The organism is Streptomyces olivaceoviridis (assembly GCF_014650115.1).
Taxonomy (GTDB): domain Bacteria; phylum Actinomycetota; class Actinomycetes; order Streptomycetales; family Streptomycetaceae; genus Streptomyces; species Streptomyces olivaceoviridis.
In genome coordinates this window covers 190,353-210,980 of record NZ_BMUI01000014.1, presented here as the reverse complement: position 1 = coordinate 210,980, position 20,628 = coordinate 190,353, and the positions used below count along the sequence as shown (strand labels likewise).

Genomic DNA, 20,628 nt, shown 5'->3' with positions numbered 1-20,628 from the left:
AGGGTCACGGCCGCTCGTCGAGCCGGTGAACCTGGGTCCGGCCGGGTGGGGGGAGCGTGCCCGACGTTCCTTCCACGACCACGTCCGAGCAGCCTTCGGCGGCCACCAGGACGGACTCGGTGAGGGCCCCGGCGCCGGTGCCCGTCAGGTGGTTGCCGGTGACGGCCAGCCCGCGGACGGAGCGGGCGCGCACGATCGGGGCGTCGGCGTCCTCGAAGACGTTGCCGCTGATCGTCACGTTGCGGTGCACGGGGTGAGCGGGGTCGAGGACGGTGTTGGTCGGTGCGATGAGGACCGCGGGAGTGGAGGGACGCAGGAAGGTGTTGTCCCGGATGGTGAGGTCGGCGACCGGCCCCGACTCGTACCACTCCTCGGCGTCGGCGGAGACGTAGACGCCGGCCATGGTCACGCCGTCGAAGAGGTTGCCTTCGATGACGACCGGCCGCCGGGTGGTCACCAGGACCCCGCGGGTGGGCACGTTGACGAAGTGGTTGCCGACGATGTGGACCGACGCCGTGGCGGTGACGTTCTCGGCGACCCAGTGCTCCGGTGTGACGGTGGGGGGCAACGGGCGGTCCAGGGTCACGGTCATGATGCGCCGGTCGTGCGCGTCGTCCCGGTCGTGGGGGCCGTCGACGGCGGTCAGGCGCGCGGTGAAGCCGGCCGCGGTGTCGAGGGTGGCACGAGCGGTGAACTCGATCGTGTCACCGGGCCGGAACGCGGGGAAGCCGGCCGTCTCCGGGTGCCGGTAGGCCAGTGTCACGACGTCGTCCGCCACCCGGCCGGCCACCACGAGGTACGTGCCGTGGATGTTGACCGGGTCGTCGTGCGGCCCGTCGAAGACGCAGTCGGCGATCCGTACATGACCGGCCATCGACGACAGGTTGATGAAGTCGGCGAACCCGGCCGAGGTGCGGCCGGTGGCCGGGTCGGCGCGGAAACGGACATCGCGTACGGTCAGGTCCCTGCTCAGCTGTCCGACGAGGCCGAAACCGTGGAGGTAGTGCGCCGAGACGTCGCGGATCTCCACCCGTTCGCCGCCGCTCACGAACGCGCCCGGATGGTCACGGACGGTCGTGCGCATCTGGTAGACGAGCCCGACGTCACCGGGGGCGTCGGCGAAGCGGTAGGACAGGCGCAGGCGGTGGCCGGGGAGTCGGCGGACGGCGGCCACCTCGTCGAACAGGGGGTTGCGGTCCCGCCAGGTGCGCCGGGCCACCGGATCGTGCACCTGCGTGTACTCCATCGCGTTCGTGCCGGTCCAGTACGGCTCGCCGTCGGCGGGGGCGGGCTCGCCGAGCCAGGTGACGGTCGTGCCGTCGATCCGGAAGCGGGTGTCCGCGGGCAGGGTCAGCTCCCGCCAGGCGGTGACGCCGTCCGTGCCGGCGTCGGCCACCGTGGCGTCGACGACCCGGGGCGAGACGTAGTCGAAGGAGAACCCCTCGAAGCGGACGTCGGTCGAGTCGATCGCCGCGAACGCGGTCTGCGCGCCGTGCAGCACCAGGGCGGCGCCCCTGCCGTCGATCACCAGGTCGTGGGCGTTCTCCACGAGGAGTGCGATGGTCTTGGACAGGTGACGCCGATCGGCGCCCACCGTGTTGGAGACGTACAGATCGCGGCGCTCGGCCCGCTCCGGATACAAGTGGTACCGGCCGGGCGGGAACCGTACGGTCACCGGCGCCGTCACGGCGCGGGCCGCGCGCAGGGCCTCGGTGACCGCCGCGGCGCTGTCGCGGGTACCGCTCGGGTCCGCGCCGAACGCGGTGACATCGACCATGGTGCGAGGCGCCACGCTTGCTCCTTGTTCGGGGTGCCGGGCCCACGTCCTCCCGGACGGCCGGTGGAGTTGACGTTGCCCTAATGTCCGGTCAAAGTCTTGGCGCGTCAGTGTAGCCAGTCCGTATCCACACCACAGGAGGCGTCGTGCCGGCCTGCTCCCACGGCCCCGCGCAGACCCCGCACCGGCTCTCCTTCGCCCGGCCGGCCGGTCACTGGCGGCGGTCGATGTGAGTTCCGCGATCGACATCGGCGCGCGCGAGGTGTTCACCTGGGCCACCGCTCTGGCGGAGCTGGCAGGACAGCCGGACGACGCCGTGGCCGGGGCCGCGCGGGCCGCGCTGGGCCGGCTGCCGGGGCCGGAGACCGACGAGGACGGGACGGTACGGAAATGGCGGGGCCCGCACGTCATGGCGGAGCCGGCCCACCGGCACCTGTCACCGCTCTACGAGGCGTTTCCCGGGACCGGCGTACGGCCGGAGCACTCGGCCGCGGTGGCCCGGACACTCGACGTTCGCGGTGACGACTCCACGGGCTGGTCGCTCGCGTGGAAGCCGGCGCTGCGCACCCGGCTGCGCCATACCGAGCGGCTGCCCGCCCTGATCGATCTGGCGCTGCGCGAGGTGGATCCGGCGGCGGAGGGTGAGCACGGCGGTCTCTACCCCAATCGCCTGTCGGCCCATCCGCCGTTCCAGATCGACGGTAACTTCGGGTTCACGGCGGCGATCGCGGAGTGTGTGGTGCAGAGCCACGCCGGCACGGTCGACCTGTTGCCGGCGCTGCCGTCCGACTGGCCCGCCGGACGGATGCGGGGGCTGGTGGCACGGCCCGGTGCCGTGGTGGACCTGGCCTGGGACGACGAGCGGCGGCTGGTCGAGGCGCGGTTGCGCCGGCGCTCCGACCGGGTGGGTACCGTGCGGGTGTCGCTGGGCGAGGCGTCGGTGGAGGTGGATCTGGCCCGGGGTCCGTGGACCCTGCGTCCCGGCGCGGGTGGGGGGTTGCCGGCCGTGGCGGGCTGAGCGAAGCCCCCCGGCCCGGCTCCGGCGGGTGCGGGCACCGGTCGGGACCTGGCGTGATCCCGGTACACTCGCAGCACGCCAGGCGGCGCCGTTCACCGCAGAGGGAGTCATGGCCAAGGTCGGGATCAGCGACGTCGCGGCGCGAGCGGGCGTCAGCGAGGCCACAGTCAGTCGCGTCATCAACCGCCGCGGGGTCGTCGCGATGGCGACACGGCGCCAGGTGGAGGAAGCGATCCGCGAGCTGGGCTACGAGCGCGGCGGGCAGAGTCAGCTGGTCGTGGTGCTCACTCCCGGGCTGGCCCAGCCGTTCTTCGGCCAGCTGTGCGAGCTGATCGAGTCGGCGCTCGCGTCGCAGGGTTTCCGGGCCATAGTGGCCTCGACCACCGTGGGCGGGCTCCAGGAGATCGACTTCATCTCCTCGACGATGGACCTGGGCATCGCCGGTGCGGTCTTCGCGTCCGCCAGCAACACCCTGATCGGTGCCGACCCGACGGTCTACCAGTTGCTCGCGGAGCGCAAGATCCCCTTCGTGCTGGTGAACGGCGCGATCGACGGTCACCCCTCGCCCAGTTTCTCGACCAACGACACCGTCGCGGCGGAGCTGGCGGTCGACCACCTGTGGGGGCTCGGTCACCGCGACATCGGCTTGATCGTCGGGCCGGTGGGGAACCGGCCGAGCGAGCGCCGGCTGGCCGGGTTCGTCCAGTCGATGACCGTTCGCGGTGTCGCCGATCCGCAGCGGCTGGCCGTCCGACAGGTCTACAGCGTCGAGGGCGGCATGTCCGCCGCCGGGACGCTGCTCGACCTGGGGGTTACGGCGATCGTCGCGGCCAGCGACTACATGGCTCTCGGCGCGATCCGGGCCGCCCGGCGCCGGGGGATGTCGATCCCGGAGGACCTGTCGGTGGTCGGCTACGACGACTCGCAGGTCATGGACTTCGTCGATCCGCCGTTGACGACGGTGCGTCAGCCCGTCGAGCGGCTCGCGCAGTCGGTGTCGACGGCCATGGTGCACTTGGTGAACCGCAAGCTGGTCCCCTCGGGCGAGTTGCTGTTCGACCCGCAGTTGATCGTGCGCGGCTCCACCGCGCCGCCGCGCTCCTGAGGCGTCCCGAAACCCGCAGCCACCTGCGCGCCGACTCGGCATTCATCAGCGCCACCCTTTGACGGATGATTGACGTAACCGTCATAAACACGTCATCGGCTGGCCGCTCCTCTCCGCACACTTGCTCCACGTCGGCCTGAGACGAGCCGAACGGCTCCCTTCATCGGTACTGTGGCGCGCTTTCGGACACACTTCGGACGTCCGTGGCACACCTCGCCCCACGACTGCCTGCGATGATGGGCGCACACGTATCGCTGAACAGGTTTGAAACATCGATGCATTGACGTGAAGTTGACGTGCGTGTAACACTCCCTTTCATGGCGCAGGGACCACTATTTCCGCAGCCCTCCACACGTCTCAGCGGCCCAGAGCTGCAAAACACCACGCTTCACATGAGATCCAGCATGACGGATCTTGTCGAATCTTTCACTTGGGCGTCATGGCGGGCCCGAGAGTGGGTGCAGACCGGACGGCGCGCGGACTTCCTGCCGAGCTACTGGGCGGGCCTCACGGACCGGCCGATGTTCTACTCACGGGATCTGGCCCACCAGATGCTCGGCGGCCACCTCCTCGGCCTCGATGCCGAGAACCTGGCGATGCTCCGGCACTTCGCCGCCTCCGCCACCGAGCGGCGCGGCTGGTACCCGCTGTGGGCGTTCCTGTTCGACGGCACTCCCGCGGCCATCGACTACCACGACGACGACGACTTCGTCCGCGAGATCCCCGCGCCGTTCGAGCTGGCGGAGAAGGCCGTCGAGCAGTACCGCTGGACGCGTGACGAGCGGTTCCTGCGGACGGCGGAGATCTCCGCGTTCATCCGCACCACCCTGACCTCGTTCGTGCGGGCCCACGACCCGCTGGGGACCGGAGTCGCCGGTGAGCGCGGCAGCGGCCGGATCTTCGAGGGCACGGCCACGTACAACGAGGTGGAACACCCGCCGCACCTGCTGGTGGCGGCCGACGGCATCGCCAGCCAGTGGGCGGCCCACGCCGCGCTCGCGGGTGTCGCGGCCGGTACCTCGCTGGACCCGGGGTTCGCACGCTGGAACGCCGAACGGGCGGCGGCTCTGGAAACCGAGTTCAACGAGGGCTGGTGGCTGACGGAACACGACCACTACACGGCGGGCTTCACCCAGGAAGGGCCGGTCAGCGGATTCGGGCTGGAGAGCACGTGGTTCCCGGCGGTCAAGGGCCTCATGCGGCCCGACGACCGGGCGACCGCCCACCTGGACTTCCTCGGCGCCTGCCTGGAGAAGAGCCCGCCGCACAACATCGAAGCCTTCACCTACCTGCCCGAGGCGTATCTGCGGTACGGACGTGACGAGGAAGCCCTGCGGTGGATCCGTTTCCTGGCGGAATCCCGCGCGGACTACCCGGAGGTGCCGTTCACTCATGTCGCCCACATCGCGACCGGTCTGACCGGCCTGGACGTGGGACCGCGCGAGGGCGAGGTACGCACCCGTTCACACATCCCGGCGGACGCCTGGCTGGAGGTCGACCACATCGCCGCCGGCACCTCGACCATCGGTGTCCGCCACGAGGGACGCGAGGCGAGCGAACTGTGGGTGACCGCCGGCAGCGCCGTCACCTGGACCAGCACCTGGCCGGACGGCCGCACCACCCGGGTCGACGTCCCCGTCGGCGGGCGGGTGCGGGTCACCGCCGACGGCGACACCACCGCAGCTCCTCGACAGGAATGAACCGCAACACCTCCCCGACGGCATCGGACCGCAACGACAAGGACCTTCCCGTGTTGAGAACCGCAGTGACAGCCGCCATAGTCGTCGGCTGCCTCGCCTCCCTCTCCGCGTGCAGCAACGAGAGCGGGGCCACCCCCGGAGACAGCGGCGGCGATTCCGCGTCCATCTCGTTCGCCTATTGGGGCAGCAACGAGGAGAACGCGACGATCAAGAGCATGGTCGCCGCCTTCGAGCGGGCCCACCCCGACATCCACGTCGAAGCCAACTGGATCCAGAGCGACTACGAGCAGAAGCTCCAGACGTCCATCGCCGGCGGTGACGCCCCCACCGTTGCCGCGATCTCCAACACCTCGCTGCCGAGCTTCTTCACCGTCTTCAAACCGGTCAGCGTCGACAAGAACGCGTACTACTCGCCGGCCGTAGCCAAGGCGGGCAACGTCGACGGCACCGACTACGCCGTGCCGTTCGTGGCCAAGAGCAAGGTCATGGCCGTCGACAAGACCAGCTTCACCAAGGCCGGCCTCCCGGTGCCGTCGGGCACGAAGCCGCTGAGCACCCAGGACTTCGTCGCCGCCGCGAGGAAGATGACCAGCGGCTCCGGCTCGTCCAAGGTCTACGGCTCCGCGCCTTTGTGGTACGACGGATGGCTGTTGGCCGACGGGGGCTCCTACTACAACGCCGACGGCACGAAGTGCACGATGGGCGACGCGGCGGGAATCCGGGCCGCGAAGACCGTGGTCGACTCGGTCAAGTCCAACGGCTTCGCGCCGACCTCGATCGCCGCCCAGGGCCAGGACATGTTCCAGTGGCTGGCACAGGGCAAGGTGGCGACACTGCCCGACTTCGGCCCCTGGAACATCGCGAAGTTCGCCGCGCTGGACTCCGCCCGCTTCGCCCTCGTCCCCATGCCCGGCCGCGGTGAGCCCATGGAGGTCGACGGCCTCGGCATCGCCAAGAGCGCGAGCGCGGCACAGGTCGAATCCGCCGAGACGTTCACGAAGTTCATGAGCACCGACCCGGCCGCCCAGAACCTGCTGGCGTCCGAGAAGTCCGCGCTGGGCGTGCCCGTGGTCGACGGCTCGCTCGCCGCCTTCAAGTCCGCCGCGCCCAAGGCCAATCTCCAGGCGTTCGTCGACGCCGTCGAGCACGCGGTCACCACGCCGTACGTGAAGAACAAGGTCCAGATCGAGAGCACCTTCTCGACCGCCCTGAACTCCCGCACCGCGATCGGGACCGGCCACGAGGACCCGGCGACCGTGCTGCCGCAGCTTCAGGACAAGTGCCAGAAGATGCTCGACGCGACCAAGTAACCCCTAGGCGGACGGCCGCGAGCGGCACCGAGAAGGACCGATTCTCAACATGTCAGAGATAGTGAAGGGCCTGGAGAGCCTCCTCGCAGGGTTCCACCTGGACGTGGCGCTCCAGCCCATCGTCGCCTTCGTCATCATGATGGCCGTCGTCTTCGGGCTGCTCGGGGCCGCCATGTGGCTCGCGGTGAGACGAAGGTGGATCGGTCGCGCGACCGCGGCGTTCTGGCTCTTCGTCTCCCCCTGGATCGTCGGCTTCCTGCTGTTCACGGGCGGTCCGATGGTCTACTCCCTGGTGCTGTCGTTCACCCACTGGGATCTGCTGAGCCCGGCGAGGTTCGCCGGGCTCGCCAACTACCGGCAGGCGCTGCACGACCCGGACGTCGGACAGGCCGTCAAGGTCACTCTGCTGTACGCGGTGCTCAGCGTCCCGGCGCAGACGGTGCTGTCGCTCGCGGTGGCGCTGCTGATGAACGTGAAGGTCAGCGGCATCCATGTGTTCCGCACCATCTGGTACCTGCCCTCCCTCGTGAGCGGGGTCGCGCAGACCGTGCTGTTCATCTGGGTGTTCAACCCCGAACACGGCCTGGTCAACGGGGTGCTCCGGCTGCTGGGTGTCGAAGGCCCGAAGTGGCTCTTCGACCCGGACTGGGCGCTGCCGGCGGTCGTCATCATGAGCCTGTGGACCGTCGGCGGCAACATGATCATCTACCTGGCAGGGCTCCAGGACATACCGTCCGAGCTCTACGAGGCGGCGGCACTCGACGGCGCCGGCCGCCTCCGCGTCCTGTGGAACATCACCATTCCGCAGATCAGCCCGGTCATCTTCTTCAACGTGGTGACAGGACTGATCTACGCGATGCAGACCTTCACCCAGGGCTACGTCATCACCCAGAACGGCGGCGGCCCCTCCAACTCCCTGCTGTTCTACGTCGTGTACCTGTACCAGAACGCGTTCAAGTTCTTCCAGATGGGCTATGCCTCGGCCCTCGCCTGGATCCTCTTCCTCATGATCATGGTGCTCACGGCGGTCGTGTTCCGGGGCAGCAGTTTCTGGGTCTACTACGAATCCCAGCGTCCCCAGGAAGGGAGGCGGCGTGTCCGCGCCAAGTAAGACGATGCCTCGCGCACGGACCGGGAGGACCGCACCCGACCGGCGATCGCGGCACGAGGGGACACCGGCCGCGCGCTACACCGCGCTCGCCGTCCTCGTCGTGGGCTCGGTCGTGTTCGTCTACCCCTTCCTCTGGATGATCGCGACGGCGCTGCGCACACCGGAAGGTGTCTCCAGCGGGGGAATCGCGCTGTGGCCCGTCCAGTGGCGGTGGTCGAACTTCTCCAGCGGCCTCGACTCGTTCCCGTTCTGGCGGTACTTCCGCAACTCGCTGCTCAGCACTCTGGTGCCGGTGGTGGCGGTCGTCTACTCGTCGTCGCTGGTGGGCTTCGCGTTCGCGCGGATCCGGGCCCGCGGTTCCCACGTGCTGTTCGGGATCGTGCTGGCGACTCTTCTGCTGCCGCAGGAGGTGACGATCGTTCCGCAGTTCATCCTGTTCAAGAACCTCGACATGATGAACACGTTGTGGCCGATCATCGTGCCCACCTTCTTCGGGTCGGCCTTCTTCATCTTCCTGTTCCGCCAGTTCTACCTGCGGCTGCCGGAATCGCTGACGGACGCGGCCATCCTCGACGGCGCCGGGTGGTTCCGCATCTGGTGGTCGGTCTACCTTCCGCTGTCGCGCCCGGTGCTGATCGCGACCGCGGTCCTCCAGTTCATGTCGTACTGGAACAACTTCTTCCAGGCCGCGATCTACATCACCGACGACAAATGGAAGACGCTGCCGCTGGCGCTCGCCGGATTCCAGTCGGTGAACGGCACCAACACCCCGCTGCTCATGGCCACGACCGTCGTCGTGACGCTGCCGTGCGTACTGATCTTCTTCCTCGCGCAACGCCACATCATCGGCGGAATCTCCTTCTCCGGGAACAAATGACGGACACTCGTTGCCCGGCGCCGGCGTCCTTCCGGGTGCCCGGACGGGGCGACGCCCCGCCGCAGGAACCCGTGCTCCTGGTCGCGACCGCGGCGGCACGCGGGCTCCGGCTCACGGCGACCGCCACCGCTCGGGCGGCCGAGGGGGACGACGGGGTGTGGGAGGTCTCGTTCCGCGCCGGCGGTGCCGCGCTGGAGCTGACCGTCCTGATGCCGGCGGCGGACGCGGTCACCTGGTGGCGTCGGGCAGCACCGTGCCCCGCGCCACGATCCCGCCGTCCCGGGCGGACCCGGCCGACACCACGGCGCTCGCCGGCATCCCCCTCGGCGCCCTGCTGCTGCGCCAGGACCGGACCGGTCTCGTCCAGGCGCTCGACGCGGGCAGCCACCACACCTCCGTGCGGGCCGGACCGGTCGAGGACAGCGCGGATTTCGCGGTCATGGTGACCGTGGAGGACGCCCGGCCCGGCGAGGGGACCCGGCTGCGGCTCGACGTCTCCGGCCGCCCTGTCGCCGAGGCCGTACCGGACACCGGGCGCCGGCTTCAACGGGACAGCGGGCCGGCGGTGGCACCCGGCGTGGAGGACGCGGTGCTGTGCACCTGGTACGTCGCCCACCAGGACGTCACGGCCGCGGCGGTACGGGCCCAGGCCGACCGTGCCGCCGCGCTCGGCTTCGGCGTGGTCATCGTGGACGACGGCGGGCAGACCACGTCCCTGGCCCGCGGCCACGGCTCGTGCGGCGACTGGGCAGCGGCTGCGGAGAGGTTCCCCGAGCCGGCCGGCGTGATCGCCGATCTCCACGCAGTTCGGCACCGCGGTCCTCGACCCGCGGGACGACGCCGCACGTCGCCGCCTCGTGGAGCACAGCCGTGACCTCGTGGTGACGACGGGCGCGGACGGCGTCAAGCTCGGCTTCCTCGAACGGTTCGCCACGCCGGTGCCGGACGATCCGTCACCCCACTCCCCCGTGGCGGCGACCGTGCGGTTGCTCGCGGAGACCACGGACGCCGTCAGGGAAGCCGGCCGCCGGCCGCTGATCGAGTTCCGGGAGCCGTACGTGCACGCCGTCGTCGACCTGCGCATGGCCCGGCCCGGCACGCCGATCCACAGCGAGACCTCGTCCGGCTCGACGACGCGTTGCCGATGAGGGTTCGGCCGGAGATCCGGGACGCGCGTGGCCGTCGAACCCACCGGTCGCTCGCGGAGCCGGAGTCCGGGCCGTCTCTCCTCCCGGTGCCGTCCGGCGCTCTGGCCCGCCTCGGCCGCCCGGACCTCGACCCGGGCCCGGAACGGTGACGGCGGGTGCTCCCCGCCCGCGGAACGCGTCCGACCCCGCTATCCCACGATGAGCGACGAGTGGGTTCCCCTTGGTTCGCGAAGACGCAGAAAAGTGTGGCCGAGCCCGGACGTGCCCACCATGAGGGAAGGATTCGGCCCCCCGCAGGTGATACCTGACTGCCACTTGTCCTCTTCCCGAGCCACACGGCATGCCGCATCCAAGGCGGCGACTTTGTATCTCTCCGTGGAGAACGTCAGTCCGCCGGCCCACAGGGCGGCTATGAGCCCTGACAGCCCGTGGCAGAGACTGACGTCATACTTCTCGTCCGCGAGCGAGACGCGCAATGCGGCACGTGTGGTCTCCAGAGCCCCGTGGACTCGACGGCGATACTGCTGTGCGAAGTCCGGGTCCAGACAGCTCGCTTGGATCCGGGCCATGGCCATGCCTGGCGCTCCATGACACCAGGCCACCATGCAGGACGGATCTTCCCGTTCCTGATCCGAGATCTCGGGTCGCAGATCCGGCCAGTTGCGCGATCTTTCGTCAAAGAGCACGTCTTCCGACCGCAGCAACTGCCGAGCTACTTCGGCGGACTCGGGATCTCCGCGCCTGGCGTGCAGCTCAAGGAGAGCCAGGGCAAGACCCGATGCACCATGGGACAAACCGGTCATAGTCGGTGAGCCGGCTGATCGCGCCAACGTATCCATGACGCGGTCGCGCAGCTTCATCCCCATATGCACGGCGCGCTCGGTGATGTCCGTTCGTCCCGACAGCTCGCCCAGGTGCAGGAGGCCGACCACGGTGCCGCCCCGCCCGATCATCAGATCATCTGAAAGCGGATCACCTTCGGTCAGTTCATAGACCATGGGGAGCAGTCGATCGATGTTTCGACTTACCCCGCAGCCCGTTACACGTGCCACACGCGCCGCGGCAAGCAAAACACCCGCGGCGCCCGAATACAAACCTTCTCCCCAGTTGCCGTCCAGTTCCAGGCGCTGTCTCGTCTGCCGTACAGCACACTCCACCGCCCCGAGAGCCGTTTTCCCGAAACCGCGGGAGCCGGTCACCGTCGACAGCTCCGCAAGAAATACGGCGACTCCACTGGCTCCGCCGTACAGATCCGGGCCCAGCGCTTCGACTGTCGGATCAGTGGCCTGCGACTGGCCGGGCCGTGCGAAGGTGGCACGGCCCAGCCAGTTGCAGGCCGTCCCTGGAGCGTCCCAATACGCGCGGTCCTGCACGTCTTGGCCGATGCGCAAGGCAGCGGAGAGCAACAATGACTCCGTGTCCTCGTGGGAGCATGGCCTGGGCAGTCCGCGCATGGACCCATGGTCGTCACGGTCGTCACAGCAGGAGCCTTGTCGGGCATTTCCCTCTGCCCTGGGCAGCGAGTACGACTCGGGAACCGATCCGGACAGGTAGGGCTTGCAGGGATCGATCCCTCGGCGACGGAAAGCGGAGACGATTGCCGATTGTCGGGAGTTCGTGCGAGTTTCCGAGTCGGTCAGGTAGGAATGGCACAGGGCCTCGGCCACGGTCAGGCATCGATCCTGACCGAAGCTGAGACCGGTAGCGGGATCTTCCGCCACCGACAGACCAGGAAGCAGCTGCTTGGTGAACATGGGCACGCTGTCCCGGAGCCCTGGAGAAACCTCCTCGTAGACTCGCCGCACAGCATGCCGCGCTCGATGGAAGGCCGACTTGTCCATATAGAGCACACCGGCGTCGGCTCGCCCATAAGACCGCCGACTGCTGAGTACTTTCACTTGGAATGACACGTCTTCCGCACCCAGAAACCGGAAGCATGAGCCGAGGAAGCCGGGTGCCGCTTGCGGTGTCAAGTGCCAGTACACACGTACGCGCACACCTTCTTCATCGGTCTCGCACTCGTGCTCACTGTCACGCGTCGCTAAAACATACCCCGGCGAGAGGTTCTGCCAGGCGGCCGGCACACGGACCCGACAGGGTTCACCTGCCATGGGCCTGGCCATACGGCGATATCCTTGGATCTGGGCCCATGGGGCGAAGAAGTCGACGCCATGACGTCGTACTGCCGCCCCCTTCTCCTCGACAGGCGACCCCAGTTTCCATCCTCCCTCCCATGTGCTGTCAGCCGGGATGGAGGCGCAGAGATCCGTCTGGAACTGCCGCTCTGCGAACGCATCGGTGCGACCGAGTACCGGACTGGGTCGCACATAGCAATGCCTGTAGAGGAATTCAGCGACGACAGAGGGATACGAGCCGCCCGATGATGACCTGGTCGCGTAGGTGACGCCAGAGATCGACAACGATTCGGTGCCGTGTATGGTGACAGCGTCGGCGATCCATACCAGGTCGGGATGCATCGACACCTCCACCTCATACAAGGGCCAGCAGATCGGCCGCGGCGCGATCGGGAGCGGCGAGTATGTTGGCACTCACCTGCATGAGCAGCACGCTCGCAGCGGACAGTTCCGCCGCCTTGCTGGTCATCTCCAGGGCGGTCTGCACCATACGGGCGGCGGCGAATTGCGCGATGTGGGGCGCTGTTGCCCGCGCCCAGCGAGCGGAGCGGTGACTGCTCTCCAGGTATCCCGTCCATATGGCTCGTACGGCCGCTTGATACATAGCCAAAGGCGTTGATCCCGGCATCCCGTTCTCACTTGCCTTTCGCACGGATGACCCCACCCACAGCAGGAGTACTTCCTGTACGGCACACGCCAGATCCCAGCGAGCGTCTCCCGGGCGCACCAGTTCCCAGTCGATCAGGTGCAGGCACGGGCTGCGGTCACTTGGCTCCTCTATGAGAACGTTGTCCGCTCGGATGTCTCCGTGGATGACGGAGTCTGTGCGCCACTCGCCCGAGAGGTTGCCGATACCTTCAGATATCGGCGGTGACGATTGCAGAATGTGCAATGCGGAGAGATCGGCAGGAGAAGCGGTAGCCAAAGCGCTCGGGTCGGGCCTGACCGCTCGAAATACCCATGGCACGCCCGCGCCACCGCCTTGAACGGTGTGGGGAGTGAGTTTCGTGTGCACCTCCCCCAAGCACTGGCCTAGTCGCCGGAACGCAGGAACGGGGAGAAGGGGAACCGGGAAGGATGTCGAGTACTGATCCAGCGTCTGGCATCGAGGCAGCAGCCGGGTTGCGAGCAGGGGTACCTCTCCGTCGTAAAGCAGCAGTTCCGGCAGGCCGAGACTGATTCCGGTGTCAGAGCCGCCGTACGCTCCGTAGAAGGCCGCCTCGTCGTGCACGCCTACGGCGCCATCCCCGGTTCGGTTCGGTTGCTTGACGTAAACGCCTTCTCCGTCCAGGCGAGTCACACGGAACCCCTGGTTCCTTCGTGAGACTGCCGCGACTGTCAGGTCTCCCACCACCACGTCATACGGAGAAACCACACCATGCTTGATGAGGAAGGGGACTATCTCATCGATCCCAACTGGCTGACCACTGCGGCTGGACATGCTCAGCGGTTACCGCGGCGGGCAGAAGATATTGCGTGTTTCACAGGGTCCCTCAAGTGTCCTGATGGGCCGACACCAGACGGTCCCGGAATCCCGTAGTGCAGTGACATCACCGCGGTTGGTGAGGGCAGTGGTCAGCCGCAGCGCCGATTCGAAGTAGCGGTCCCGGATTCCCCCGCTTATGTACTGGGCCTCCGCCGAGATCTCGGCCGTGTTGACGAGTCGCACCTGCGCTGTGCTCTCCAGCCAGATCAGTTGAGGGCTGGTGTCGTCGGCGTCGTCCACGGGCGCCACCATCACGATGGCGTCTGCGGGTACCTCGCAGTAGGTCGTCAAGGACAGGTCGAGGTAGATGCGAGCCTTGCCGTTCTGCGTCTTCCCCAGGAAGCCCACGACAGTGGTTACATGCTTGCCCAGCGCACCCGCTTGCTCCAGGCGTTCGATCAGCGGGTGCGGGTAGGGGGCTCCCCCGGGGCTCCGGCTGCTCTCGGAATGACCACTGGCATCTGAAGGCAGGTGCTCGGACATGTCTGCCTCCTCCTGTAGCGGGGGAAGGAAAAGAGGAGTTCGCCGCCTGTCCGCCGGTACCCGTAAGGGGTGGTGGGAGGGGCGTGTGCGCGTTCCTCACAGCCAGTGTGCGGCGCTGCGCCGACTATCACAACTCGAAGCGGTTGGCAGCGCAACTCGCCGAGCAGGGCGGCGGGCGGGCCACACGCCGGCCCCGGTCCGGTCCCGCAGCCGGCGCCGGGCCGTCACACCGGAGCAGTCCACCGTCTCCGCAAAAACATCACGCCAGGCGACGCGATGGCCGGCCGTACTCGCCACGGATCCGCGGAGACGGTGGATCTGTCAGCTCACCGGTTGAGGATGCGGCGTAGCCAGCGGACGCGGGCCTCGCGGGCGTCGCGTGCGACGGCGGTGTCGGGTGCGATCTGGTCGGAGCCGTGGAATCCGCCCGACCAGACGTGGAGTTCGGCGTCGCCCCCGGCTTGCCAGATGCGGGAGGCGTAGGTGATGTCCTCGTCGCGGTAGGTCTCGGCGGCACCGGCGTCGATGTAGGCCGGTGGCAGGCCGGACAGGTCGCTGGCGCGGGCGGGTGCCGCGTACGGCGGGACCCGGTCGGTGCCTCGGGCCTCGCCGAGCAGCGACGTCCAGCCGGCCTCGTTGGCGCGCCGGTCCCATACGCCGTGGCCGGCCATCTGCCGGGCGGAGGGGGTGTTGTTGCGGTCGTCGAGCATGGGGCACATGGCCAGTTGGCCGGCGAGGCGTGGTCCGCCCCGGTCGCGCGCCATGAGCGCGACGGCCGCGGTCAGCCCGCCGCCCGCGCTGCCGCCCGCCACCACGATCCGCTCCGGGTCACCGCCGATCTCCGCGGCGTGTCGTGCCACCCACACCAGGCCCGCGTAGCAGTCCTCGACGCCCGCCGGGTACGGGTGCTCGGGGGCCAGACGGTAGTCGGCGGAGACCACGACGAGCCCGAGGGGTGCGGCCCACTCGCGCAGGATGCCGGGCATGCCGGTGCGGCTGGTCCCGCTGATCATGCCGCCGCCGTGTAAGTGGTAGACGACGGGTGCGGCGTCGGACAGCCCCGCCGGGCGGGCGATCAGCAGCGGGACGTCGGGCGCCCCGTCGGGTCCCGGCACCGTACGCTCCACCACCTCGAAGCTCCCGCCGTCGCGCAGTTCCTCCAGTGTGGGATCGGGGGCGGTCTCGGCGAGGTACGCGCGCCACCGCGGCACGTCCGCGGGCGACGACGGCTCGACGCCGCGCAGGTCGCCCAGCCCCTCCAGGACGGTTGCCGCTTCCGGGTCGAACGGCACGGGAGCGGGCCGGTCTTCCTGGTGCGCCGGAGCGGCTGGGCCGGTGGTCCGTGGGGGAGTCGCGGGGGTCTGCCGCGGGTGGTCGGCCGGTATGGGGCAGGTGTTCATGGGTTCTTTCCGTGCGGGTGTGGGCTGTGCGTCGGTACGTGCCGGGTGCGCGGGCGGCGGAGCCGGGCGGGGGCGAGGAGCAGGTAGGTGGCGGGGGCGCGCAGGCGGCGGGTAGGTCCAGGTCACCAGGTGACGGGCAGTTCGTGTACGCCGTAGGCGATCATGTCGTGTTTGAAGCGGATGTCCTCGTCCGGGAGGGTGGTGCGCAGTCCGGGGAAGCGGCGCAACAGGGCCGGGTAGGCGAGTTGGAGTTCCTTGCGGGCCAGGTTCTGCCCCAGGCACTGGTGGACGCCGTAGCCGAACGCGAGGTGTCCGCGTACGTCCGGCCTGTCGATGTCGAACCGGTCGGGGTCGTGGAAGACGGTCGCGTCGCGGTTGCCGGAGGCGTTCGGCACGATGACGCCCTCGCCCGCGCGTATGAGCCGGCCCGCGATCTCGACGTCTTCCGTGGCGACCCGGGAGAGCCCGTTCTGGGTGATGGACAGGTAGCGCAGCAGTTCCTCGACGGCCGACGCCACCCGGGCGGGGTCGTCGCTGTCCCGGACGACGGCGAGCTGGTCGGGGTTGCGCAGCAGCACCAGTGTTCCGAGGGCGAGCTGGTTGGTGGTGGTCTCGTGCCCCGCGACCAGCAGCGTTATCGCGGTTTCGACGAGGAGCGCGGGAGTGATTTCGCCGGTGCGCAGGCGTGTGACGACCAGGGAACTGAGGAGGTCGTCGCCCGGATCGGCGTCCTTGCGCCGGATCAGGCCGCCGAGGAACTCGGCGAGTTCGTCGCGGGCGGCGGTGAACTCCTGCACGGTGCTCTCCCGGGAGATCATCGTGCCGGCCACGCGCTGGAAGAGGGCGTGGTCCTGCCGGGGGACGCCGAGCAGTTCGCTGATGACCAGGGAGGGCATGGGCAGCGCGAAGGCTTCGACCAGGTCGGTCGGCGGCCCGGCGGCCTGCATCCGGTCCAGCAGGTCGTCGATGATCTGCTCCACCCGCGGAGTCATCGCGGTGATCTGTTTGACCGTGAAGCGCCCGATGAGCATGCGGCGTTGACGCGCGTGCTCCGGATCGTCCTGCATGCTCAGGGCCCGCACCTCCTCGCGGCCCTGGGCCGCGAAGCCCTCGGTCGGTGCGGGAAATCCGGGTTTGCGCGGGTCGGCACTGAAGCGCGGGTCGGCCAGCACGGCGCGCTGGTCCTCGTAACGGGTGACGAGCCAGGGTGTCTGTCCGTCCCAGATCCGTACCCGGATGAGCGGGGCCCGCGCGCGCAGGGCGGCGTAGTACGGCGGTGGGTCGAAAGGGCAGCCGGGAGCGCGGTCCAGGGGAAAGTCGGGAGTGGTGGTCTGCGGCACCGGTGTTTCTCCTCGTGATCGGAGTGTGCTGGGGGAAGCGGCCGACTGCGGTGGCCGACGCCGGTCCCGTGGGGACTCGTGATGGACCGCAGCGGGCGGGCAGGCAGGATCACCTCCGGCAGCCGAAGCCGACCGGGGCAGGCCCGCACGCGGAACAACAGGTTCGAAGGCTGAGAGACGCCCCTCAGGGCACCGCACGGCGTGCCAGTCCGGTCGTGTTCCGTGAGGTGACCCGATACCGCGCGGCGCGGCTGACCCGGTACGGAGGGGGAGCGGCTTCCACGAGAGGACCGATGGCCACGGGAGGACCGACAGCCATGAGAGGACCGACGGCCACACTCACGGTCCGGAACGAGGGTGACGGCACCCACGGAAGCGGCCCCGCGCCAAGACGCGCGGTACAGCGCGCTCACCGCACTCGGTGAACACGCACCCGGAGAACGCCGCCTTCGAAGCGGCTACAGTCTGTCAACCTCGATGAACACGCAGGCATGGTAGCACCGCCCCGCACGGCACCCGTCCGTATCCGGCCATGACGGCCCAGGTCAGCGCGGGTTTCTCGACAGGTTGCCGCACCGGCCCTGCCGTCGCGCCCCTCGTGCCGGCCGCGCTTCCGCCCTGTCTCGTCGGCGGGACGGGCGTCGCGTTCCGGGGTATGTGCGGACCTACGCACGCGCTCACACGTATCGCCGCCAGGTCGCCACACATGCTTGCAAGCCGCCGAGTCGTCCCGTACCCGAAAGGCGACAATCAGCCGTTCCGGTGACCCGGCATCCTCGGGCCGCGCATCCGTCCTGACCGGCGCGGGCACGCCCTGCACATACCCTCGGCCCCCAGGTGACGGACCACTCCGCTGACAAAAAACATGCGACGTACACACATCTGCTCTTCCGGGAAAGGCGTCCACGTCGTAGCGTGCGTCTCGGTTCGCTCCCGGCACGGCAGGCAGGCGCCGGAAGCCGAGCACCGCGCGTCCGCCTTCCCCTCCCCCACTCCCACCCACCTCGCGCCGACGCCCTGACGCCCCGACGCCGAACCGTCCGAAGGATCAGGTATGCCACAGTCTTCCCCCACCGCCCTGTCCTGGCCCGCGGAGCGCACCGCGGGCTGCCCGTTCGACCCGCCGCCCGCCGTGACCGGTCTGCTGACCACCGTCCCCGTCCAGCGCGTCGCGCTGTGGGACGGGACCGCCTGGCTGGTCACCCGGCACGCCGACCAGGTCGCCCTGTTGCGGGACAGCCGCGTCAGCGCCGACACCAGCCACCCCGGTTACCCCGCCCTCAGCGCCGGCAGCCGGGCGATGCGCGCCCACAGCCGGTCGTTCATCGCCATGGACGATCCCGAACACGCCGACCGCCGCCGCGTCTACACGGCCGATTTCACCGTCAAGCGCACGCGCGGGCTCGCCCCGCGCGTCCAGAGCCTCATCGATGATCTGCTCGACGCCATGGAGCGCAAGGGCCCGCCCGCCGACCTCGTCGCCGACTTCGCCCTGCCCCTGCCGTCCCTGGTCATCTGCGAACTGCTCGGCGTGCCCTACACCGACCACGACTTCTTCCAGCGGGCCAGCGCCGTCATCATCGACACCCGAAGCACCCCCGAGGAAGCCCTGGAGGCGTCCCGCCGGCTCATCGACTACCTCGGCGACCTCATCGAGCACAAGGTGGACCACCCCGGCGACGACCTGCTCAGCCGGGTGGCGGCCGAGCAGTTCGCCACCGGACTCAGCACCCGGGAGCAGTGCGCCGACGAGGCCCGTCTGCTGCTGATCGCCGGGCACGAGACCACCGCCAACATGATCGCCCTGGGCACCTGCGCCTTCCTCCAGCACCCCGAGCAGCTCGCCGCCGTACGCGACGGCTCCCCCGAGCGGGTCGAGGGCGCCGTCGAGGAGATGCTCCGGTACCTCACCGTCGCCCACATGGGACGCCGCCGGGTGGCCCTGGAGGACATCGAGATCGGCGGCGTACGCATCGCGGCGGGCGACGGGATCATCTTCGCCAACGACGCCGCCAACCGTGATCCGGAGGTCTTCGAGCATCCGGAGCGGCTGGACATCGACCGGTCGGCCCGGCGGCACATGGCCTTCGGCTCCGGTCCCCACCAGTGCCTCGGCCAGAACCTCGCCCGGGTGGAGCTGCAACTGGCCTACCCGGCGCTCTTCCGCCGCTTCCCCGGCCTGCGCCTCGACCGCCCCCTGGACGAGATCCCGTTCCGGACGGCGATGGCGGTCTACGGCGTCCACGAACTCCCGGTGTCCTGGTGACACCGGTCCCCCAGCACCCCGAACGGCACACGACACACAGGAGCACGAGCACCATGCACATCACCGTCAACGAAGAGAAGTGCTGCGGCGCCGGCCAGTGCGTCCTCCTCGCCCCGGACGTCTTCGACCAGCGCGACGAGGACGGCATCGTCGTGCTCCTCACCCCGCGGGTGCCCGCCGGTCAGGAGGCCGCCGTGCACGAGGCCGTGGCGGTCTGTCCCGCCGCGGCCATCGAGGTCCGGGCGTGACCACCTCGTCCGGCGTGGTCGTCGTCGGCGCCTCGGCGGCGGGCCTCGCCGCCGCCGAGGGCCTGCGGCGGTCCGGGTACGACGGGCCCGTGACCCTGGTCGGTGACGAGCCGCACCCGCCGTACGACCGGCCGCCGCTGTCCAAGCAGCTGCTGGCCGGCGAGTGGCCGCCGGAGAGGCTGTCGCTGCGCTCCGCGCGGGACTACACCGACCTGGACCTGCGTCTGCGGCTCGGCGTCCCGGCCGCGTCGCTGCGTACCTCCGCCCACCTGCTGCACCTGGCGGACGGCAGCCGTCTGCCGTACGACACGCTCGTCGTCGCCACCGGCGTCCGGGCCCGGATGCCGGACGGCTCGGCGGCCGGCGCCGGAACGCACGTACTGCGCACCCTGGAGGACGCCCTCGCGCTCCGGGAGGAGCTGAGCGGACACCCCCGCCTGGTGATCGTCGGGGGTGGTTTCGTCGGCGTCGAGGCCGCCGCCGTGGCCCGCGCGCTCGACTGCGAGGTGACGCTCGTGACCGGCGGGGACGCGCCCCTCACCGACGTCCTCGGCGAGACCGTCGCCCAGGTGCTGGCCGAGGTGCACCGCGAGCACGGCGTACGCCTCGTCACCGGGTCACGGGCGGTCGAGGTGCTGCGCGAGCGGGGCCGGACCGTCGGCGTCCGTCTCGCCACCGGCCGGGTGGTCCCCGCCGACGCGGTGCTGGCGGGGGTCGGCGCCCGCCCGAACACCGAGTGGCTCGCCGGCAGCGGTGTTCCCGTCGGTGACGGTGTCGACTGCGACGTGTGCCTGTACGCCGGGGACGACGTGTGGGCCGCCGGGGACGTGGCGTCCTGGCCGGACGCGGTCTCCGGGGAGCGGCTGCGCGTCGAACACCGCACCAACGCCACCGAGCAGGGCCAGGCCGTCGCCCGGAACATCCTCGCCGGCCGGGCCTCGGCGACGGCCTTCCGTACCGTGCCCTACTTCTGGTCGGACCAGTACGGCCTCCGGATCCAGGTGTACGGGCGTACGCGCGGTGCCGACGCCGTCCACGTCGTCGACGGCAGCACGCGGCAGCGGAGGTTCACCGCCGTGTACGTCCGCGACGGGCATGTCGTCGGTGCCCTGGGCATCGGCATGTTCCGCCCGCTGCGCGCCCTGCGGGAGCTGGTGGCCGCCCACGCGCCCTGGCCCGCCGCGCACGCGGAAGCGGCCGTCCTCGACCGGCGGGGATGACGAC

17 protein-coding genes are annotated in these 20,628 nt (G+C 69.7%); 11 read left to right on the top strand and 6 right to left on the bottom strand.

All coding sequences use genetic code 11. The features are described 5' to 3' along the window. Positions 1-4 precede the first annotated feature (4 nt). The gene (locus IE273_RS25645; RefSeq protein ID WP_189817520.1) at positions 5-1,792 is read right to left on the bottom strand and encodes a right-handed parallel beta-helix repeat-containing protein; all 1,788 of its coding nucleotides are present in this window, start codon (positions 1,790-1,792) and stop codon (positions 5-7) included. A gap of 214 nt (positions 1,793-2,006) precedes the next feature. Here IE273_RS25645 and IE273_RS25640 point away from each other — a divergent pair, with 214 nt between their 5' ends. The 8 genes from IE273_RS25640 (at position 2,007) to IE273_RS25605 (ending at position 10,046) form a co-directional block, all read left to right on the top strand. After that, positions 2,007-2,795 carry a glycosyl hydrolase family 95 catalytic domain-containing protein gene (locus IE273_RS25640; protein ID WP_189817519.1) on the top strand — a complete coding sequence of 263 codons (789 nt, stop codon included), beginning with the start codon at positions 2,007-2,009 and terminating at the stop codon, positions 2,793-2,795. A gap of 109 nt (positions 2,796-2,904) precedes the next feature. Further along, on the top strand, positions 2,905-3,900 hold the full coding sequence (locus IE273_RS25635; protein ID WP_189817518.1) for a LacI family DNA-binding transcriptional regulator: 996 nt from the start codon (positions 2,905-2,907) through the stop codon (positions 3,898-3,900). 404 nt (positions 3,901-4,304) lie between these two features. After that, positions 4,305-5,600, top strand: a complete 1,296-nt coding sequence (locus IE273_RS25630; RefSeq protein ID WP_189817517.1) for a hypothetical protein — start codon at positions 4,305-4,307, stop codon at positions 5,598-5,600. Between the two features lie 50 nt (positions 5,601-5,650). Then, positions 5,651-6,910 (top strand): extracellular solute-binding protein, encoded by a 1,260-nt coding sequence (locus IE273_RS25625; RefSeq protein ID WP_189817516.1) that lies wholly within the window; start codon positions 5,651-5,653, stop codon positions 6,908-6,910. Positions 6,911-6,959: 49 nt separating this feature from the next. Further along, positions 6,960-8,021 carry a carbohydrate ABC transporter permease gene (locus tag IE273_RS25620; protein WP_229887513.1) on the top strand — a complete coding sequence of 354 codons (1,062 nt, stop codon included), beginning with the start codon at positions 6,960-6,962 and terminating at the stop codon, positions 8,019-8,021. Between the two features lie 4 nt (positions 8,022-8,025). Then, positions 8,026-8,898 carry a carbohydrate ABC transporter permease gene (locus tag IE273_RS25615; RefSeq protein ID WP_189817515.1) on the top strand — a complete coding sequence of 291 codons (873 nt, stop codon included), beginning with the start codon at positions 8,026-8,028 and terminating at the stop codon, positions 8,896-8,898. Between the two features lie 235 nt (positions 8,899-9,133). Then, entirely contained in the window at positions 9,134-9,772 is a 639-nt protein-coding gene (locus tag IE273_RS25610) for an alpha-amylase family protein (RefSeq protein WP_189817514.1), read from the top strand. Continuing rightward, positions 9,756-10,046, top strand: a complete 291-nt coding sequence (locus IE273_RS25605; protein WP_189817513.1) for a hypothetical protein — start codon at positions 9,756-9,758, stop codon at positions 10,044-10,046. The genes IE273_RS25610 and IE273_RS25605 overlap by 17 nt, the downstream gene beginning before the upstream one ends. Positions 10,047-10,234: 188 nt before the next feature. Here IE273_RS25605 and IE273_RS25600 read toward each other — a convergent pair whose 3' ends face one another. The 5 genes from IE273_RS25600 to IE273_RS25575 form a co-directional block, all read right to left on the bottom strand. Next, on the bottom strand, positions 10,235-12,523 hold the full coding sequence (locus IE273_RS25600; protein WP_189817512.1) for a lanthionine synthetase LanC family protein: 2,289 nt from the start codon (positions 12,521-12,523) through the stop codon (positions 10,235-10,237). Between the two features lie 13 nt (positions 12,524-12,536). Beyond that, positions 12,537-13,622, bottom strand: coding sequence for a phosphotransferase family protein (locus tag IE273_RS25595; protein WP_189817511.1), 1,086 nt, complete (start codon positions 13,620-13,622; stop codon positions 12,537-12,539). A gap of 9 nt (positions 13,623-13,631) precedes the next feature. Beyond that, a complete protein-coding gene (locus tag IE273_RS25590; protein ID WP_189817510.1) occupies positions 13,632-14,150 on the bottom strand; it encodes a hypothetical protein in 519 nt (172 codons plus the stop codon). Positions 14,151-14,476: 326 nt separating this feature from the next. Beyond that, entirely contained in the window at positions 14,477-15,442 is a 966-nt protein-coding gene (locus IE273_RS25580) for an alpha/beta hydrolase (RefSeq protein WP_189817549.1), read from the bottom strand. 230 nt (positions 15,443-15,672) lie between these two features. Then, positions 15,673-16,890 (bottom strand): cytochrome P450, encoded by a 1,218-nt coding sequence (locus IE273_RS25575; RefSeq protein ID WP_189817509.1) that lies wholly within the window; start codon positions 16,888-16,890, stop codon positions 15,673-15,675. Positions 16,891-17,944: 1,054 nt separating this feature from the next. Between IE273_RS25575 and IE273_RS25570 the strand changes: the two genes are divergently transcribed. From IE273_RS25570 to IE273_RS25560, 3 genes are read left to right on the top strand one after another with little or no spacing between them, the layout of a single operon-like run. Continuing rightward, on the top strand, positions 17,945-19,156 hold the full coding sequence (locus IE273_RS25570) for a cytochrome P450 (protein WP_189817508.1): 1,212 nt from the start codon (positions 17,945-17,947) through the stop codon (positions 19,154-19,156). A 53-nt stretch (positions 19,157-19,209) separates the two neighbouring features. Continuing rightward, on the top strand, positions 19,210-19,404 hold the full coding sequence (locus IE273_RS25565; protein WP_189817507.1) for a ferredoxin: 195 nt from the start codon (positions 19,210-19,212) through the stop codon (positions 19,402-19,404). After that, positions 19,401-20,624, top strand: a complete 1,224-nt coding sequence (locus IE273_RS25560; protein WP_189817506.1) for an NAD(P)/FAD-dependent oxidoreductase — start codon at positions 19,401-19,403, stop codon at positions 20,622-20,624. The genes IE273_RS25565 and IE273_RS25560 overlap by 4 nt, the downstream gene beginning before the upstream one ends. Positions 20,625-20,628 lie beyond the last annotated feature (4 nt).

Excerpts from the sequence above, each read along its gene's own strand:
- IE273_RS25635 (WP_189817518.1), top strand. The coding sequence starts at position 2,905 with ATGGCCAAGGTCGGGATCAGCGACGTCGCGGCGCGAGCGGGCGTCAGC.
- IE273_RS25630 (WP_189817517.1), top strand. The coding sequence starts at position 4,305 with ATGACGGATCTTGTCGAATCTTTCACTTGGGCGTCATGGCGGGCCCGA.
- IE273_RS25620 (WP_229887513.1), top strand. The coding sequence starts at position 6,960 with ATGTCAGAGATAGTGAAGGGCCTGGAGAGCCTCCTCGCAGGGTTCCAC.
- IE273_RS25615 (WP_189817515.1), top strand. The coding sequence starts at position 8,026 with ATGCCTCGCGCACGGACCGGGAGGACCGCACCCGACCGGCGATCGCGG.
- IE273_RS25600 (WP_189817512.1), bottom strand. The coding sequence starts at position 12,523 with ATGCATCCCGACCTGGTATGGATCGCCGACGCTGTCACCATACACGGC.
- IE273_RS25595 (WP_189817511.1), bottom strand. The coding sequence starts at position 13,622 with ATGTCCAGCCGCAGTGGTCAGCCAGTTGGGATCGATGAGATAGTCCCC.
- IE273_RS25590 (WP_189817510.1), bottom strand. The coding sequence starts at position 14,150 with ATGTCCGAGCACCTGCCTTCAGATGCCAGTGGTCATTCCGAGAGCAGC.
- IE273_RS25570 (WP_189817508.1), top strand. The coding sequence starts at position 17,945 with ATGCCACAGTCTTCCCCCACCGCCCTGTCCTGGCCCGCGGAGCGCACC.
- IE273_RS25565 (WP_189817507.1), top strand. The coding sequence starts at position 19,210 with ATGCACATCACCGTCAACGAAGAGAAGTGCTGCGGCGCCGGCCAGTGC.